At 64.8% G+C, this 16,617-nt stretch carries 12 protein-coding genes and 1 other RNA gene; 5 read left to right on the top strand and 8 right to left on the bottom strand.

Going from position 1 to position 16,617, the window contains the following annotated elements:
- Positions 1-136: 136 nt before the first annotated feature.
- The 3 genes from XpruCFBP8353_RS04485 to XpruCFBP8353_RS04475 form a co-directional block, all read right to left on the bottom strand.
- Entirely contained in the window at positions 137-808 is a 672-nt protein-coding gene (locus XpruCFBP8353_RS04485; protein WP_101362085.1) for a class I SAM-dependent methyltransferase, read from the bottom strand.
- 322 nt (positions 809-1,130) lie between these two features.
- On the bottom strand, positions 1,131-1,781 hold the full coding sequence (locus XpruCFBP8353_RS04480) for an SGNH/GDSL hydrolase family protein (protein WP_101362084.1): 651 nt from the start codon (positions 1,779-1,781) through the stop codon (positions 1,131-1,133).
- Positions 1,781-3,052, bottom strand: coding sequence for a pyridoxal phosphate-dependent aminotransferase (locus XpruCFBP8353_RS04475; protein WP_101362083.1), 1,272 nt, complete (start codon positions 3,050-3,052; stop codon positions 1,781-1,783). The genes XpruCFBP8353_RS04480 and XpruCFBP8353_RS04475 overlap by 1 nt, the downstream gene beginning before the upstream one ends.
- Before the next feature lie 155 nt (positions 3,053-3,207).
- Here XpruCFBP8353_RS04475 and rsgA point away from each other — a divergent pair, with 155 nt between their 5' ends.
- The 4 genes from rsgA to XpruCFBP8353_RS04455 all read left to right on the top strand — a co-directional run bounded on the left by rsgA (position 3,208) and on the right by XpruCFBP8353_RS04455 (position 6,654).
- Positions 3,208-4,299 carry a ribosome small subunit-dependent GTPase A gene (gene rsgA, locus XpruCFBP8353_RS04470; RefSeq protein ID WP_101362082.1) on the top strand — a complete coding sequence of 364 codons (1,092 nt, stop codon included), beginning with the start codon at positions 3,208-3,210 and terminating at the stop codon, positions 4,297-4,299.
- Positions 4,299-5,561: a flavohemoglobin expression-modulating QEGLA motif protein gene (locus XpruCFBP8353_RS04465; RefSeq protein ID WP_101362081.1), complete on the top strand. Its 1,263-nt coding sequence runs from the start codon at positions 4,299-4,301 to the stop codon at positions 5,559-5,561. The genes rsgA and XpruCFBP8353_RS04465 overlap by 1 nt, the downstream gene beginning before the upstream one ends.
- 154 nt (positions 5,562-5,715) lie before the next feature.
- Positions 5,716-6,396, top strand: coding sequence for a type 1 glutamine amidotransferase domain-containing protein (locus XpruCFBP8353_RS04460; protein ID WP_101362080.1), 681 nt, complete (start codon positions 5,716-5,718; stop codon positions 6,394-6,396).
- 178 nt (positions 6,397-6,574) lie between these two features.
- Positions 6,575-6,654, top strand: a non-coding RNA gene (locus tag XpruCFBP8353_RS04455) — sX9 sRNA.
- A gap of 295 nt (positions 6,655-6,949) precedes the next feature.
- On the opposite strand, the gene XpruCFBP8353_RS04445 is transcribed toward XpruCFBP8353_RS04455, so the two are convergent.
- Both XpruCFBP8353_RS04445 and XpruCFBP8353_RS04440 read right to left on the bottom strand, forming a co-directional pair.
- The gene (locus XpruCFBP8353_RS04445) at positions 6,950-8,866 is read right to left on the bottom strand and encodes an alpha-amylase family protein (protein ID WP_101362079.1); all 1,917 of its coding nucleotides are present in this window, start codon (positions 8,864-8,866) and stop codon (positions 6,950-6,952) included.
- A gap of 34 nt (positions 8,867-8,900) precedes the next feature.
- Entirely contained in the window at positions 8,901-11,357 is a 2,457-nt protein-coding gene (locus XpruCFBP8353_RS04440) for a TonB-dependent receptor domain-containing protein (RefSeq protein ID WP_162300939.1), read from the bottom strand.
- A gap of 267 nt (positions 11,358-11,624) precedes the next feature.
- Here XpruCFBP8353_RS04440 and XpruCFBP8353_RS04435 point away from each other — a divergent pair, with 267 nt between their 5' ends.
- The gene (locus tag XpruCFBP8353_RS04435) at positions 11,625-12,944 is read left to right on the top strand and encodes an MFS transporter (RefSeq protein ID WP_101362077.1); all 1,320 of its coding nucleotides are present in this window, start codon (positions 11,625-11,627) and stop codon (positions 12,942-12,944) included.
- Between the two features lie 117 nt (positions 12,945-13,061).
- On the opposite strand, the gene XpruCFBP8353_RS04430 is transcribed toward XpruCFBP8353_RS04435, so the two are convergent.
- The 3 genes from XpruCFBP8353_RS04430 to XpruCFBP8353_RS04420 all read right to left on the bottom strand — a co-directional run bounded on the left by XpruCFBP8353_RS04430 (position 13,062) and on the right by XpruCFBP8353_RS04420 (position 16,514).
- Positions 13,062-14,093 (bottom strand): LacI family DNA-binding transcriptional regulator, encoded by a 1,032-nt coding sequence (locus tag XpruCFBP8353_RS04430; RefSeq protein ID WP_101362076.1) that lies wholly within the window; start codon positions 14,091-14,093, stop codon positions 13,062-13,064.
- A gap of 233 nt (positions 14,094-14,326) precedes the next feature.
- Positions 14,327-15,067, bottom strand: a complete 741-nt coding sequence (gene phbB, locus XpruCFBP8353_RS04425; protein ID WP_101362075.1) for an acetoacetyl-CoA reductase — start codon at positions 15,065-15,067, stop codon at positions 14,327-14,329.
- Between the two features lie 118 nt (positions 15,068-15,185).
- A complete protein-coding gene (locus XpruCFBP8353_RS04420; protein WP_101362074.1) occupies positions 15,186-16,514 on the bottom strand; it encodes a CitMHS family transporter in 1,329 nt (442 codons plus the stop codon).
- Between the last annotated feature and the right edge of the window lie 103 nt (positions 16,515-16,617).

The raw sequence follows: 16,617 nt of genomic DNA, 5'->3' as shown, positions 1-16,617 counted from the left end.
CGACCGTGCTCACTGCAATGCGGGCGCAATCAGTGTCGGGGCTGCATGTACCGCCTGTACACGGCAATTCCTTCGCCCCTGCCATCTCTAATCGACGAGTGCTCGCTACGGGTAGCCGTCGTTCGTAGCGCATTGCTCAGCGCGGCTCGGCCACGATCAGCCAGTTGTTGAACGGCGTGTTGCCATACAGCGGCGCGAACGTGGCGTGCAGACCGGCCGCCTCCAGATGCGCTTGCAGACTGTCACGGGTGGGATAGCTGCGCGGCATGCGCTGCATCCAGCCGCTCAGATGCGCCAGCACGTCGGTGACGCGGCTGGTACGGCCGCGGCGGCTGGCATCGCCCAGCGCGCTGCGGATCACCAGCTTCGCACCGGGCGTGAGCATCTGCGCCACGCTGCGTAACAGACTGGCCTGCATGTCCGACTGCAGATACTGCAGCACATCCAGAATGGTGACGCTGCCCTGATGCTGCGGCCACGCCACACTCAGATCGACCACTTCGAACTTGGTGTTGCCCAGGTCGGACCGCTGCGCGATGTGCTGCGCGCGGCGGATCTTGGACGCATCCACATCCACGCCGTGATACGCCAGCGCCTGACCATCGGCGCGCAGCGCATGGGCAAGCAGGCCGAGCCCGCAGCCCAGATCCAGCACCGGCGCAGTGGTCTTGCGCAGCTCGGCCAGTACACCCGGATACAACGGGTCGGTGCGCAGCTTGGCCTGCGTGTAGTAGTAGTCGTAGCGGTTACCCAGCGGATGCGGCGGCAGAAACGCGCTTGCAATCTTCAATGCCTGCGCGCGGCTCATCGGTTGGGTGGCAGTGCTGTGCAATGTCGTTCCTTGGCAATCAGGCGTGGTGCGCGGCTAGCTTAGGGCCTGTCGGGCTGATTGGGGTAGGGCCGAATCATGTTTTTAAGCGGCGTAGCCGTATTCGAAGGGGCGCTCTTTTTCGACATCGCACGCGGCGAGGTGGTGCTGCGGCGGGTGTACCGACGAACGCGCGATTGCCAGCCGCATCTAGCATCAGCGAAGCAGCTGACATGACGTGCCATACGTTGTGCCGCAGATGCAGGGTCAGAGATTCGTATGCAAAGGCACAACGCAGATGTGCGCCAAACAGTGCTGGGATCTAGACAGTCGTGTCCAGGGATCCCACAGCGCCCAGCGCATCACGTGCCGCCGGCAACGCCAATGCGGTCCAACGCGCATACATCTCGCCGGAGGGGTGCAGGCCGTCGTCCACCAGCATGTCCGCCGCATCGCCGCCATCGCGGCTGGTGGCCGTGATGTCGACAAAGCGCACGCCGTGCGCGCTGCAACGGTCGGCAGCGATCGCGTTGAAGGCATCGATCTGTGCGCCGATCAGCGCGGCATCGCCGCCTTGTGCACGCGCAAACGGAGTCAGGCCCCAATCGGGAATCGACAGCACGAACACGCGTGCGGGATGGCCTTGCGCAAAGGTCATTGCACGCAGCAGCAGCGCATCGAATTGCTGGCGGTACTCATCCAGCGCGCGCCCGCGGTATTGGTTGTTGACGCCGATCAGCAGGCTCACCAATTCGAACGGGCCTTGCGGTGCAGCGGCGTCGATACCGGCCTGCAACTCGTCGGTGGTCCAGCCGGTGGTGGCGATGATCTGCGGCGGCGCCACGCTCCAGCCGTAAGCACGCAACCCATCCGCCAATTGCATCGGCCAGCGCTGGGCAGGCGCGACGCCTTCGCCGATGGTGTACGAATCGCCGAGCGCCAGATAGCGCAGCGGCATGCCAAGCGCCGCCATCACGCCACGCTGCGCGACTTGAGCGGAACCACCTTGGTGACCGCTTCGGCGCGGCGTGCCAATGCGCGGTCGATGCGGGCGAATACATCGCGCATCACGCTGGCTTCCGGCATCAAGGTCACGCGGAAGTGATGACGGTACGGCACGTTGAAACTGGAGCCTGGGACGACCAGCACACCTTCTTCATTCATCAGGTCGAGTGCGAACGCGTGATCGTCGAAGTTGCGCGCCGCCGCACCCACCACCGCCGGGAACGCGTACAGCGCACCGGCCGGTGCCACCAGCGACAGATGCTCGCTGGCCGCGCAGGCCTCGATCACCGCGCGGCGGGTTTCATACAAACGACCACCGGGAGCGCACAACGCCGAAATGGTGTCCGGCCCGTTCACCGCCGCATCGATGGCGTACTGGCCCGGCACGTTGGCGCACAGGCGCAGCGCGCCGAGCAGGTCCATCGCGTTGCGCAGGTCGTTGATGCGTGCCTGATCGCCCGACAGCAGTGCCCAGCCCACCCGCCAACCGCAGGCGCGATGCACCTTGCTCAGGCCACTGAAGGTGATGCACGGGTGCGCACCAGCCAGCGGTGCCACCGGCACGAAGGCGGCGGCGTCGTAGAGCACCTGGTCGTAGATCTCATCGACCATCAGCAGCAGATTGTGCTTGGTGGCGATCGCCACGATGCGCTCCAGCAGCTCGCGCGAATAACTGGCGCCGCTGGGGTTGTTCGGATTGATCAGCACGATGGCGCGGGTGCGCGAGGACACCAGCGTCTCGATCTCCACCGGGTCCGGCTGGAAGCCATTCTCCGGCGCGCAGCGGTAATACACCGGGCGGCCGTCGTTGAGAATGGTCGCCGCCGACCACAGTGGGTAGTCGGGCGAGGGCACCAGCACTTCGTCGCCGGGGTTGAGCAGCGCACGCAGCGACAGGTCGATCAGCTCGCTGACGCCGTTGCCGATGAAGATGCGGTCTGGATGCGCATCCGGATGCTGGCGCCGCGCATACGCCTTGGCGACCGCTTCGCGCGCTTCCGGCAGGCCTTGCTGATGGGTATACGGATCGGTGCGGCCCATGTCGTCGGCGATCGCACGCTGCAGATGCTCCGGGGCACGGAACCCGAACGCACCGGGGTTACCGATATTGAGCTTGATCAGCTTGCGGCCCTGCGCCTCCAACTCCCGCGCTCGTCTGGCCAGTTCGCCCCGGATTTCGTAGCGGACTTCGGACAGACGCTCACGAATCGCGAGCGGCTTTTGCGGGGCAGTGGACATGCGACGGGCCGGTGGTAGGCGTGAGGCTTGGCATGGTATCGGAAATATGACAGGCGGATATGCTTGCATCGGCAACGATGTCAATAGGGGCATGTGAGCCGCGTGGCAGGACCGGATTGCACAAGCCGCTGCGGCCGGCCAGCTAGAATCGCCCCATGAGCAACGCATCCCCTGATTACCCCACCCTCCAATCCATCGGCTGGCCCTGGCCCGGGCCGCCCGAAGAGGCGGCTTGGCAGGCGGTGTTCGCCGCGCATCCGCAGGCGATGCCGGCGCGGGTGGTGGAACAGCACCGCACCGGCTATGTGGTGGCCGATACGCCGGAGGCCAGTCTCAAGGCCGAGTCGCTGCCGGAGTGGCAGCGGCCGCGGTTCCCGAGCCATGAGCGGGCGGCGGTGGGCGATTGGGTGTTGATGGAGGGCAAGCGCATTGTGGCGTTGCTGGCGCGGCGCACCTCGATCAAGCGCGGGGCGGCCGGCGAGCATTACCACCAGCAGGTGATTGCGGCCAATATCGATACGGTGTTCATCGTGTGCGGGCTGGATGCGGACTTCAATCCGCGCCGCATCGAGCGCTATCTGCTGTTGGTAGGCGGTGGCGGTGCGCAGCCGGTGGTGGTGCTGACCAAGGCCGATCAGACCGAGTACGCCGAGGACGCATTGGCGGTGCTGGAGGAACTGGAAGCGCAGAACATCCCGCTGCGTGCGGTCAATGCCAAGGATCCGGAAAGCGTGGCGGCGTTGCGGCCGTGGCTGGGCGATGGCCGTACCGCGGTGCTGGTGGGCTCGTCCGGTGCCGGCAAGTCGACGCTGACCAATACCTTGCTCGGCACGCAGAGGATGAAGACCAATGCGGTGCGCGAGAACGATTCGCGCGGTCGGCATACCACCACCCACCGTGCGTTGATTCCGTTGCCGTCCGGTGCCTGCCTGATCGATACGCCCGGCATGCGCGAGCTCAAACCGACCGGCGAAGAGGATCTTGCTGAAGGCGGTTTTTCGGATGTGGAGGCGTTGGCGGCACAGTGCCGCTTCAACGACTGTGCGCATATCGCCGAGCCCGGCTGTGCGGTGCGGGCAGCAATCGAGGCCGGCGAGCTGGATCCGGAGCGGGTGGCCAATTACATGAAGCTGCGCGTGGAAGTGACCGCTGCGGCCGAAAAGCTCGCCATCCGCGTCGCCCAGAACGCCCGTGGCAAGGGCTCGGGCAAGCGGCCGGCCAGCGTCGATCGTTCCGGACGGCGCTGATGCCAGCGCGCAAGGGGCCGCCGGACATCGTCCACCACGCGGCGCTGGATGCGCGCCTGGTCAAGGCCGTGCGCGGTGTGCGCCTGCTCGCCCTGGCGAGTTGGCCGCGCTCGCTGCAGGAGCCGTTTCTGCAGAGTGTGGCGCGCGGGCAGCCGGAATTGCCGCAGGTCGATTACCCAACGCTGGAGTTCGGCGACACCCGGCGCGAACTGGCCGCCATCGCCAAGGACGCCGATCCGCATCATCCGCTGGGCGCGTACCTGATCGATTCGGCGCATAGCTGGAGTCTTGCGGCCGGTTTGCTGGAATCGTTGGGCACCCGCGCGGTCAGCGATTACTCGGCGCAGTTGTTCGGCGTGCCCGACGATCCGATGCCGGGCAACGGGCCAAGCACGCGCGAAGCAGCACGGCATTTCATCCAGATCGCGCAGGAACTGGATCGCGAGCTGATGGCGCCGGAAGAGCAGGTGCCGGTGTCGGCGACGGCATTGCGCATGCAGTTGCAGAACGACCTGGATGCGTTCTTCGAAGGGCGCGTGATCACCGTCGTGCTCGACCCGGATCTGCTCGCCAAGGCGGCTGCCGGCGCGCACCGTATCCGCTTGCGCACCGGTGCGACGTTCAGCGATTACGACCGCGCGCAGTTGTTCCATCACGAAGCGCTGGTGCATTCGCTGACTGCGCTCAACGGGCGCGCGCAGGTACATCTGCCTAGCCTGGGAATTTCCTCGCCGCGCACGACCGCCACGCAGGAGGGCTTGGCCACATTCGCCGAGCAGATCACCGGCAGCATCGATATCGAACGCATGAAGCGCATCAGCCTGCGCATCGAAGCGATTGCGATGGCGCGCTCGGGTGCGGATTTCATCGAGGTCTTCCGCTATTTCACCGCAGGCGGGCAGAGCGCTGCAGAAAGTTTTTCATCGGCGCAGCGCGTGTTCCGCGGCGTGCCGACCAGTGGGGGCGGCGCCTTCACCAAGGACACCGTGTATCTGCGTGGCCTGGTGGCGGTGCATACCTTCTTCCGCCACTCATTGCAGCGCGACCAGCTGCAGCTCTGCCGCTACCTGTTCGCCGGCAAGATGGCGCTTGGCGATGTGGCGCGCTTTGCACCGTTGTTCGACAGCGGCGTCCTGGTCGCCCCACGCTGGCTGCCGCCGTGGGTGAGCCGCGTCAGCGGGCTGGCCGGCATGCTGGCGTTCTCGTTGTTCGCCAACCGCATCCGCATGGACCAGCTGCAGCCGCCGGCAATGAATGTGTGAGGCAAGCCGCGGCGCGCAGCTTCACCGCATCGCGACGAAACTAATTCATTTATGAATAAATTAGGTGCTCGCCACGTGCTCTACACGAGGCTGCAACGGACTGAATTGCACACTGGCCGCCTTGCCCAATCGGGCCACGACACGAGGCAACGCGATGAAAGTTCTAATGGTGCTGACGTCCCACGACCAGCTCGGCGATACGGGTAAGAAGACCGGCTTCTGGCTGGAAGAATTCGCTGCGCCGTATTATGTGTTCAAGGATGCGGGTGCGGACATCACCCTGGTCTCGCCCAAGGGTGGCCAGCCGCCGCTGGACCCCAAGAGCGACGAACCCGACGCGCAGACCGACGCCACCAAGCGCTTCAAGCAGGACCCGGATGCGCAGAAGGCGCTGGGAAGCACGCACCGCCTGGCCGACATCAACGCTGGCGATTTCGATGTGCTGTTCTACCCGGGCGGTCACGGCCCGCTGTGGGATCTGGCCGAAGATGCGGATTCCATCGCGCTGATCGAAGCATTCGCCAAGGCCAACAAGCCGCACGGCCTGGTTTGCCATGCACCGGGCGCGCTGCGTCGGGTCAAGGGCAGCGACGGCAAGCCGCTGGTCAGTGGCCGCCGCGTCACCGGCTTCACCAATGGCGAAGAAGAGGGCGTGGGCCTGACCAAGATCGTGCCGTTCCTGGTTGAAGACGTGCTGACCGAACTCGGCGGCAAGTACGAAAAGGGCGCGGATTGGGGCGTGCACGTGGTCACCGACGGCACCCTGGTCACGGGCCAGAACCCGGCTTCGTCGGAGAAGACCGCAGAAACCTTGCTCGAATTGGCGAAGCGCTGATCTTGCAGGGCTACTGATCCTGCAAACGTTCCTTCCATGAGCGAGCCAAGCCCGGCACGCACGCCACTGGCGCGCGTGCCGGGATGCGGAGCGGTGATTGGGGTGAGGTGCGATTTAGAGCAGCTAACAAAACTACTGCGCAGCCGCCAGGCGGGCGCGGCCGGTGCTCGGAATCGGCATGTACCACTCACTCGTACACTCGGGTTCCTGCGCGCCGTCCGCGCCCACCTGACGGCTGCTCGCTACGTTTTGTTAGCCGCTCTTACCAGACACCGCCGCAAATTACCGCCACCCAGCACCAGGTGCACGCATTAGAGCGTGTTATGTACTTTGAGGTGAGTGCGAAGCGTGCTGTGGCGCGTCGAGACAAGGCGTGCGCTGCGGCCCAGGTGGCCGCCTGGGTAAGGCGCGCAACGCGGTATCGGCGCGCCACAGCGCGCTTCCCGGAGGGTTGGCCGTCAGCGGCACGGAGCAGGCGCCGCGCGGCTTGCCTTGGCGCCCGCTCCGTGCCGCTGACGGCCAACGCATCTCATCTCAAAGTGCTTCACACGCTCTAGGCACCGCGCTGCAACCAACGCACGCCGTAAGCCGGAAGCACAAGCGATACGCCATCACGCGATGCCGCGTTATCCGCATCATCGCCGATCGCCAACAGCTTCCATCCATCACCGATCGCCGCAAGCTCCACCTCAAGCGACTGATCGCTGAAGTTATGCACTGCGACAAAGCGGTCACCACGCGTCAACGCGAACAGGCGGGGATCATTCAGCGCGACGCTGCCCAGTGCCTGGTCTGCAGCCAACGCGTCTAACGCGGCACGCTGCTGGATCAATCCACGCAAACGGCGGTACACCGTGCCGCTCAAGCTCTGTGCATCGTGCCGTTGCGCAGCAAGCTGCCAATCCATCGCCGGCCGATGCAACCAACGGCCTTCATGCTGGCGATGGGGATCGTCGCGGTAGCCGGGGTCATTGACCATCGCCAATTCGTCGCCCATGTAGATCAGCGGCACACCTGGCATGGCAAGCGCGATGGCATACAGCAGCACCAGCCGATTCACCGCAACCGCCAACGCCGCCGCATCGCCTGCCTCCTGCGCGGCCTGGATGCCTGCCAGTGCCGCTGCCATGCCGTTGGTGCCATGCACGCCGTCGCCGCTGCTCTGGAAACTCTCGCCGCGCGCGTAGCTGCCCGGCACGTCATTGGCATAGAAACGTGCCACATGACGCAGCGAAAACGGCGGTTGCGCCGTACTGCCCGAGGCTTCGTGCTGCAGCACATTCCAGCCGATATCGTCGTGGCAACGCACATAACTCAGCCATGCACAATCACGCGGCAACGGCGGGCTGTGCGCAATGACGTTGTGCAGGATATCGCCGCGTTGCAATGCCAGTGCCGACCATCCGGCCGCCATCAACGTGCTGTGGTACGCCAGATGGCATTCGTGGCCTTGGTCCGCGCCGCTGCCGAAATACGGCGGCAGTTGCGTCATCGGCACGATCGCCTCGGCCTTCATGACCACTGCCGGGGCGATGATATCGGTGACCGCGCGCAACGCCACCAGCAAGGTGTGCGCCTCGGGCTGGTTCATGCAATCGGTGCCGGTGCGCTTCCACAGATAGGCAGTGGAATCCAGGCGGAATGCTTCCACGCCCAGATTGGCCAGCCGCAACATCGCCAGCGCCATGTCGCCGAAGACGGCAGGATTGCTCCAGTTCAAATCCCATTGATACGGATAGAACGTGGTCCACATCCACTGCCCGGTATCGTCCACCCAGGTGAAGTTGCCGGGCGCAGTGTGCGGAAACACCTGCCCCAAGCTACTTTCGTACTGGTCGGGCAGGGTGCGGTCGGCAAAGTGATGGTAGTAATCCAGATAACGTGCATCGCCGGCGCGCGCGGCCAGTGCCCAGGCGTGATCGTCGGCGGTGTGGTTGAGCACGAAGTCCGCGCACAGGCTGATGTCAGCCTCGCGCAGGCGGCTGGTGAGTGCGACCAGATCGTCGTTGGTGCCCAGCGTGGGCTCCACTTGGCCGTAATCGCTGACCGCAAAGCCGCCATCATTGTCGCCGGCCCGTGCGCGCAGGAAGGGCAGCAGATGCAGATAACGCACCCCGAGTTCCTGCAGATACGGCACGCGCTCGGCCACGCCTTGCAGCGTGCCGGCAAAGCGGTCTGCGTAAGCGCTGTAGCCAAGCATGTGCTGCGCACCGAACCAGCCGGCGTGTCGTGTGCTGTCGAGCGTTTGCAACGCTTGCGGGCGTTGCCGGGCGAGATCGCCCAGCGCGCCCAGCCACTGCGTCAACCACGTCGCATAGTCGGTACGCTGGCCATACAGCGTCTGCAAGGCAACCAGTAAACGCGGTGCGTGCTGGTCGTAGCGCGCCATCACAATTGCGGCGCGTTGCGGATCCAGCGGCGCGGCGAAGGCCGCGCGCAGTGCAGTGGAATCGATCGGGGAGGTGCTCATTGGAAGCCGCCGGGCAGGACCCGGCGCGGGGTCCTTAGAAGTCGTAACGCAGGCTGATGCTGGTGGTGCGGCCGGCAATCGAACGCGCGCGGATGATGCCATTGGCCGGAATGGTCGCTTCTTCGGCTTCGGTCAGGCCAAAGGTGTTGAACAGGTTGTTGACGTTGAGTGCGACAGTGAGTGCATCGGTCACGCGGTAGTCGCCGAACAGGTTCACCTGCGTGTAGCCGGGCATCTTCAACTGATTGGAATCCTGCGTGTAGGCATCGGTGGTGCCGATCAGGTTCACGCCAAACAGGTAGTGATCGCCGCGATAGCTGGGTGTCAGCTGCCACACCACATCGGCCTGCCGACGCGGCACATTGCCGGTGTTTTCCGGGGTGATCTGGTCCCGCGCGATTTCTGCATCGGTCCAGGTCAGGCCACCGTTGACGGTGAAACCTTGGTAGCGGTAGCTGGCTTCCAGCTCCACACCATGCGCTTGGTAGCTGCGGTTGAAGAAACGCTGGCTGGTGATTTCGAAGTTTTGTTCCTGGGTGCGTGCAGAGAACGCGGTGGCGAACAGGCTCAGCCCGTCGCGGCGCCATTTCAGGCCGGCCTCGGCCTGGCGCACCACGTTGACGCCTTCATTGGAAGACACCGACCCGTCGTCGCGGACCACGCCGAACAACAGCCGGTCTGCGTTGGCGCGTGCGCCGCGGCTGATGCGTGCAAAGGCACCCAGGTCGTCGTTGATCAAGTAATTGCCGCCCAACGAGTACGACAAGTAGTTCCAGTCGTATTTCACCGGACGCGAGTTGGCGGTGTCGACGGTGGATACGCGTTGTTCCACCGGCTGGATCACGCCATCGCCGTTGACATCCAGATTCTGCGCGATGGCAGTGCCGTTGTAGCTGCCGCGCGCATCGCCCATGTCGTAACGCAGGCTGCCGTCGACGCTGAACTTGCCGCTGTCGAAGGTGAGCGCAACATAGGGGGCGTTGACGTCGTAACGCACGTCGTAGCTGCGGGTGACACAGCAGTCGCCCCAGAACGGCGTGCCGTACGCGTACAGGCCGCCACGCGACAGCGAAGTGCCGTTGGCGTCGACGACATTGAGCAGGCGCGACTCGCGGCCCAGGCTCTGCACGTACGAATCCCAGGTCCAGTCCATGTCGATGGTCTGGCGCGAGGTGTAATAGCCCATGCGCAGATTCAACGTGCGGCCATCGCCACCGAATTCGCGCGAGACGCTCAGGTCGTTGACCACGTTGCCCAGGTCGTTGATCGCCACGTTGAACAAGTGCGTGCGCACGGCCAATCCGGAGTAGGCCTGGCCAACCTGCGGGCCGGTGGCCTGGATCAGTTGCGCGCCGCTGCCACCAATGGCGGCCGCCAACGTCGCAGCGTCGCTGACTTCGACCGGGAAGGGGCTGACGAAGCGGCCACTGTTGTCGGCGATGCGGAATTTCTCGCTCAGGTTCCAGCCATTGCCGAGGTCGAACCAGGCTTCGGCGCCCAGCGTGCGCGAGATGGGATGCATGCCATCGCTGAGGTTGGTGCTGCGTGGCCCGTTGTTGCCGTCCAGGCCGATGTCGCTGCGGAAATTCGGGCTGTACAAGGTGTCGCGGCCGGGATCGAAGCCGGGCAGGCGGCCCAGGTCGGGGGAGCCGTCGCTGCCGCGCACCGAGGTTGGCACTGGCAGGTAGCCGGCGGCGCGGTCGTTGAGGTATTTGCCGTACAAGCGGACATACCCGTTGTCGAACAGGCGGGTCAGGTTGGCCTTGAGCTGGCCACCCTTGTCGGTGCCGTAGCCGGCGTCGCGAATGCCGTCGCCCTGGCGAAAGAAGCCGCCGATATTGAACTGCCACTGCTCGGCGAACGGTGCGCCGTAATCGAAATCGATGCGGGTGTTGTCGTAGTCCAGACCGCGGCTCACGCCGACGCTGCCGCCTGCAGTGTCACCGGTCTTGCTGATGAAGTTGATGATGCCGCCGGGCGCATTGCTGGTGAAGGTGGACGCCGAACCGCCGCGGATGGCCTCGATGCGGTCCAGGGTGAAATCCGAGCGCAGGAAAATGTCGGAGTTGCCGAAGGCGATATCGCCGAACTCCATGACCGGCAGGCCGTCTTCCTGCAGCTGCAGGAACTTGGCGCCACCGGAGGCCACCGGCAAGCCGCGCACGGCGATGTTGGCATTGCCTTCGCCACCGCTGGATTCGGAGCGAATGCCGGGAATGTTGCGGAAGATTTCTGCGGTACTGCGTGGCGCCGATTGTTCGATCGCCTCGGCGCCGACGGTGCTGACCGAGACGCTGGATTTCAGCTTGGTGGTGGCGGTGGAGGTGCCGGTGACGAACACCGAATCCAGGTTGACCGCGGCGCTGTCGGCAGCCGGCGGCGTGGCCGGCGCAGCGGCGGCGGTGTCCTGGGCCAGCGCGGCAGGCGCGCACAGGCAGGAAACGACCGCACAGGCCAGGGCATGCAGGCGCAGGGTGTGCAAGGTGGACATTGCGATTCTCTCTCTCACGGATGGTGGTGTGCCGACGCCTGCATCGTCCCCTCCCAGGGAGTGGCCGTGTGGCCTGCAGTGCGAGCGCAGTAATACGCTGCACTACAATCGATTGCAATCTTGCAGTGCAACATGTGGACCGAGTGAATAAGCCAAAGACATAAAGTGCGTCGATGTGTTGCGGCGCAGCGTTACAATCGATTGCAATGCCGGCAGGGTACAGTGCGCTGCGGCCACTGGGAGCCGCACCGATGCCCAGGGCTCTGCATGTCGTCGACCGTTCCTCCGCTCTCTTTCGCGCGCATCCTGGCGCTCAATGCCGGATTTTTCGGCGTGCAGTACAGCTTTGGGCTGCAGCAGAGCAACATGAGCCCGATCTACAACTATCTGGGCGCCGACCACGCCAACCTGCCGTACCTGTGGCTGGCCGGGCCGATCACCGGCCTGGTGCTGCAGCCGTTCGTGGGAGCCTGGAGCGACCGCTCGGTCACGCGTTGGGGCCGGCGCATGCCGTACATGGTGCTGGGCGCGCTGGTATGCAGCCTGTGCCTGCTGGCGATGCCATTCAGTACCGCGCTGTGGATGGCGGTGTGCCTGCTGTGGATGCTGGATGCAGCCAACAACGTGGCCATGGAGCCTTACCGTGCGCTGGTGAGCGACGTGCTGGCACCGCCGCAGCGGCCGCTGGGCTATCTCACCCAAAGCGCGTTTACCGGCCTGGCGCAGACGTTGGCCTACCTCACGCCGCCGCTGCTGGTATGGATGGGCATGAATCAGGACGCCGCCAATGCGCACCATATTCCTTACGTCACCATCGCCGCGTTCGTGATCGGCGCGGGTTTTTCCGCTGCATCGATTCTGCTCACGGCGCGCAGTGTGCGCGAGCCGGCGATCCCGCCAGCGGAGATCGCACGCATGCGCCAGACCGGCGCTGGCCTGGGAGCAACCGTGCGCGAAATCGGCAGCGCGTTGCGCCAGATGCCACCGACCATGCGCCAGTTGGCGCCGGTGATGCTGTTCCAGTGGTACGGGATCTTTTGCTATTGGCAGTACATCGTGCTGTCGCTGTCGACCACGTTGTTCGGCACCACCGACGCCACCTCGCATGGTTTCCGCGAGGCCGGCCTGGTCAATGGGCAGATCGGCGGTTTCTACAATTTCGTCGCGTTCCTGGCGGCATTTGCGATGGTGCCGGTGGTGCGCCGCTTCGGCCCCAAGTACACGCATGCGGCCTGCCTGGTCGCCGCCGGCATCGGCATGTGGCTGCTGCCGGGGATCGAGAGCCGTTGGCTGATGTTGCTGCCAATGATCGGCATCGGCCTGGCCTGGGCCAGCATGATGGGCAACCCCTACCTGATGCTGGCCGACAGCATCCCGCCCGAGCGCACTGGCGTGTACATGGGCTTGTTCAACCTGTTCATCGTGCTGCCGATGCTGATCCAGATCGTCACCTTGCCGCTGTATTACGACCGCCTGCTGCACGGCGACCCGCGCAACGTGATCCGCCTGGCCGGCGGGCTGATGCTGGCAGCCGCAGTGGCGATGCTGTGCGTGCGCTTGCGTAAGCCCAAGGCAGTGTTGGCGTAGCCGTTCGGCGCGTCGTCGTCGGTGCCGACGACGAGGACGTCGTCAGTCGAGAGACAGACGTGCCACGCCCAGATGCACGCTCTTACGACCCCCCAATTCCGACTGCCCAATCCCGCTTCACGCCGACTCGCGCACCACCAGCTTCACCGGCATCTCGACCGATTGCACCGGCTCGCCGGCAATCAGCGCCAGCAGGCGGTCCACCAGGAGCCGCGCGGCCAGACCCAGATCTTGCTGCACGGTGGTCAATGGCGGCTGGCTGTAGGCAGCCAGCGGGATATCGTCGAAGCCCACCAGCGAGATGTCCTGCGGTACGCGGTGGCCGGCCTCGACCAGTGCGCGGATCGCGCCCACGGCGATCACGTCCGAGGCAGCAAACAAGCCATCGGGCGGATCGGCCTTCTTGAGCATCGCGCGGGTGAGGCGGTAAGCATCTTCGCTGACGAAATGGCTGCGCGCGTGCAGCCGCGTATCGAATTCCAGCCCGTGCCGTTCCAGCGCGTGGCGGTAGCCGGCAAAGCGCGGCGCCACCTCGGGCAACTGGTCATCGCCGAGGAAGGCGATGCGCTGGCGGCCGCTGGCGATGAGATGTTCGGTCGCCAGCACGCCGCCCTGGAAATTGTCGCTGCCCACGCTGATGTACGACTGCCCATCGATCCGGCTGCCCCACACCGCCATCGGCAGGCCGTCGCGTGCGGCCGCATCCAGCGCGGCATGTTCGGAACTTTGCCCGAGCACGATGACGCCGTCGGAGCGGCTGCCGCGCGCAAGTTGTTCCACCCAGCCGTCCTGATGCCGGTCCAGTTTGGAGAGCAGCATGCTGTAGCCGCGCCCGGTGAGTTCTTCTGCCAGTAGCGCCAGCATGGTCATCAGGAACGGGTCCGAGAGCGGCTGATCCAGCGCATGCATCATCGGTACCGCCACGCTCACCGTGTTGGAGCGTTTGGCGCGCAGGCTGCGTGCCACCGGGTCGACCTGGTAGCCGGCATCGGCAGCAATCTGCTTGATGTAGGCACGCGTGCGTTCTGCCACGACCGGGCTGCCTGCCAGGGCGCGCGACACGGTGGACTCGGACACGCCTGCCATGCGGGCAATGTCGGCCATCTGCGGGCGGGCAGTGAGCGTGGTGCGTTCTGAAGGTTTGGCCATGGCAGCGCGCTGCGGAAAAGCCAGAGTGTAATCAGTTCGCACTAGAGGCGGGTTGTTCGCGCGGTGGCGGCCGCTTGCGCGCAGCTGCGCGTGGGTGCTGCGGCTTGATGCGCGCCCTGGGTCTGCAGGCACGCCGGCTGCGCAAGTCCGGCACGCGTTGATGCGCGCGTGACGTGGCATGCGTGGCACATGACGTCACTGCATGGCAGCAATTGCGCAGCCGTGCCGGCAGCTCAGCCCATGTAGAGCCCGCCATTGACCGCGTAATCGGCGCCGGTGACATAGGCAGCCTCATCAGACGCAAGCCAGGCACACAGGCCGGCAACTTCGATGGGTTTGCCGAGCCGGCGCACCGGCACCGAGGTGGCCAGGCGATCGAGCACATCCGGGGGAAAGCTGCTGATCGAGGCGCTGGCGATATAGCCCGGCGAGATGGTGTTGACGGTGACCCCGCGCGAGGCGACCTCTTGCGCCAACGCGCGACTGAAGCCGTGCATCGCCGCCTTGGCAGTGGCGAAATTGATCTGCCCGATCTGGCCCTTGTGCGCGCTGACCGAGCCGATGTTGACGATGCGTCCCCAGCTGCGCGACGTCATGCCATCGACCACCTGCTTGGTGATGTTGAACAAAGAGTGCAGGTTGCTGGCGATCACCGCATTCCAATCGTCGCGTGTCATCTGCCGAAACAAGGTGTCGCGGCTGCCGCCGGCATTGTTCACCAGCACATCGATCTCGCCGACTTCGGCCTTGACCTTGGCGAACGCGGCGACGGTGGACTCCCAATCGGCAGCATTGCCTTCGGAGGCCACGAAATCGAAGCCCAGCTCGCGCTGCTCGCGCAACCACGCCGCCTTGCGCGGCGAATTGGGCCCGCAACCGGCAACCACGGTATGCCCGCTGCGCGCCAGTTTCTGGCAGATCGCGGTGCCGACACTGCCCATGCCACTGGTGACGTATGCGATGCGGAGAGTCATTGGGTGTAACTCCTTCGGAGTTGGGGATTCGGGATTGGGGATAACGGGGTTTGCAAGAGCGGGCATCGGTATTGGCTTTTGCGAATCTCCAATCCCGAATGCCAAATCCCGGAAGCTGTCAGCGCGCCAACGGAAACAAGCCAAACAACAATCCGCCGGCCAGCATCAACATCGAAATCAGCACCGCCCACTTGAGCGTGAAGCGTTGATGGTCGGCAAAGTCGACCTTGGCCAAACCGACCAGCAGATAGGTCGATGGCACCAAGGGGCTGAGCAGGTGCACCGGCTGGCCGGCGAGCGAAGCGCGGGCCATTTCCACCGGGGTGATGCCGTAGTGGCCTGCGGCTTCGGACAGGATCGGCAGCACGCCGAAATAGAATGCGTCGTTAGACATGAAGAACGTAAACGGCATGCTGACGATCGCCGTGATCACCGCCAGATAGGGGCCCCAGCTGTCGGGAATGACAGCCAGAAAACTGCGCGACATCGCTTCGACCATGCCGGTGTTGGACAAGATGCCGGTGAAGATACCCGCGGCGAAAATCAGCGATACCACCGACAACACGTTGCCGGCGTGATTGACCAAGCGGCGGCGCTGCTCGGCCAGATTCGGGTAATTGATCATCAGTGCCAGCGCGAAGCCGATCATGAACAACACCGGCATCGGCAGCACGCCCTTCACCAGCGCGCCCATCAAGGCCAACGTCAACAGCAGATTCACCCACAGCAACTTCGGCCGCTTCATGTCCTCGGTGTCTTCAACGCGCGGCAGGGCGTCGTTGTCTTCGGGGATGCTGGTGTCCAGCCAGTTGCCGTCGGCCGGCAGGCGCACCACGCCCAGGCGGCGCCGTTCGCGCATGCCCAGATACCAGGCCAGCGTGAGGATGCCGGCGATTGCCAACACCATGGCCGGCACCAACGGCACGAACACATCGGCAGGATCCACATGCAACGCCGTCGCGGCGCGGGCGGTCGGGCCGCCCCATGGGGTCAGGTTCATCACGCCGCTGGACAGGATGGTCACGCAGGTCAGGTTGAGCGCGTTCATGCCCAGGCGCTGGTACAGCGGCAACATCGCAGAGACGGTGATCATGTACGTGGTGGAGCCGTCGCCGTCGAGCGAGATCAGCAGCGCCAGGATCGCCGTGCCCATCACGATCTTGAGCGGGTCGCCCTTGACCAGACGCAGGATGCGGCCGACCAATGGGTCGAACAGCCCGGCATCGATCATCACCCCGAAATACAGGATGGCGAACATCAGCATCACGCCGGTGGGCGCGATCTTCTTGATGCCCTCGAGCATCATCTCGTTGATGCCGGTGCCGAAGCCGCCCAGCAGCGCGAACACGATCGGCACCGTGATCAGAGCCACCAGCGGCGACAGCCGCTTGCTCATGATCAAGTACATGAAGGTGATCACCATTCCGAAACCGAGCGCGGTCAGCATGCGGGCGAATCCTTTGAGGCGTACAGCAGGGGGAGAGTGAAGCGCATCGCCACACAGGGTGTGCAGCGATGACCAGGCAGGCGTGCGGTTGCTACTGCACGCA

Origin of the sequence: Xanthomonas prunicola (genome assembly GCF_002846205.1) — a bacterium.
Classification (GTDB): domain Bacteria; phylum Pseudomonadota; class Gammaproteobacteria; order Xanthomonadales; family Xanthomonadaceae; genus Xanthomonas; species Xanthomonas prunicola.
The sequence above is the reverse complement of the archived record's forward strand: the minus strand, read 5'-3'. Positions and strand labels throughout refer to the sequence as shown.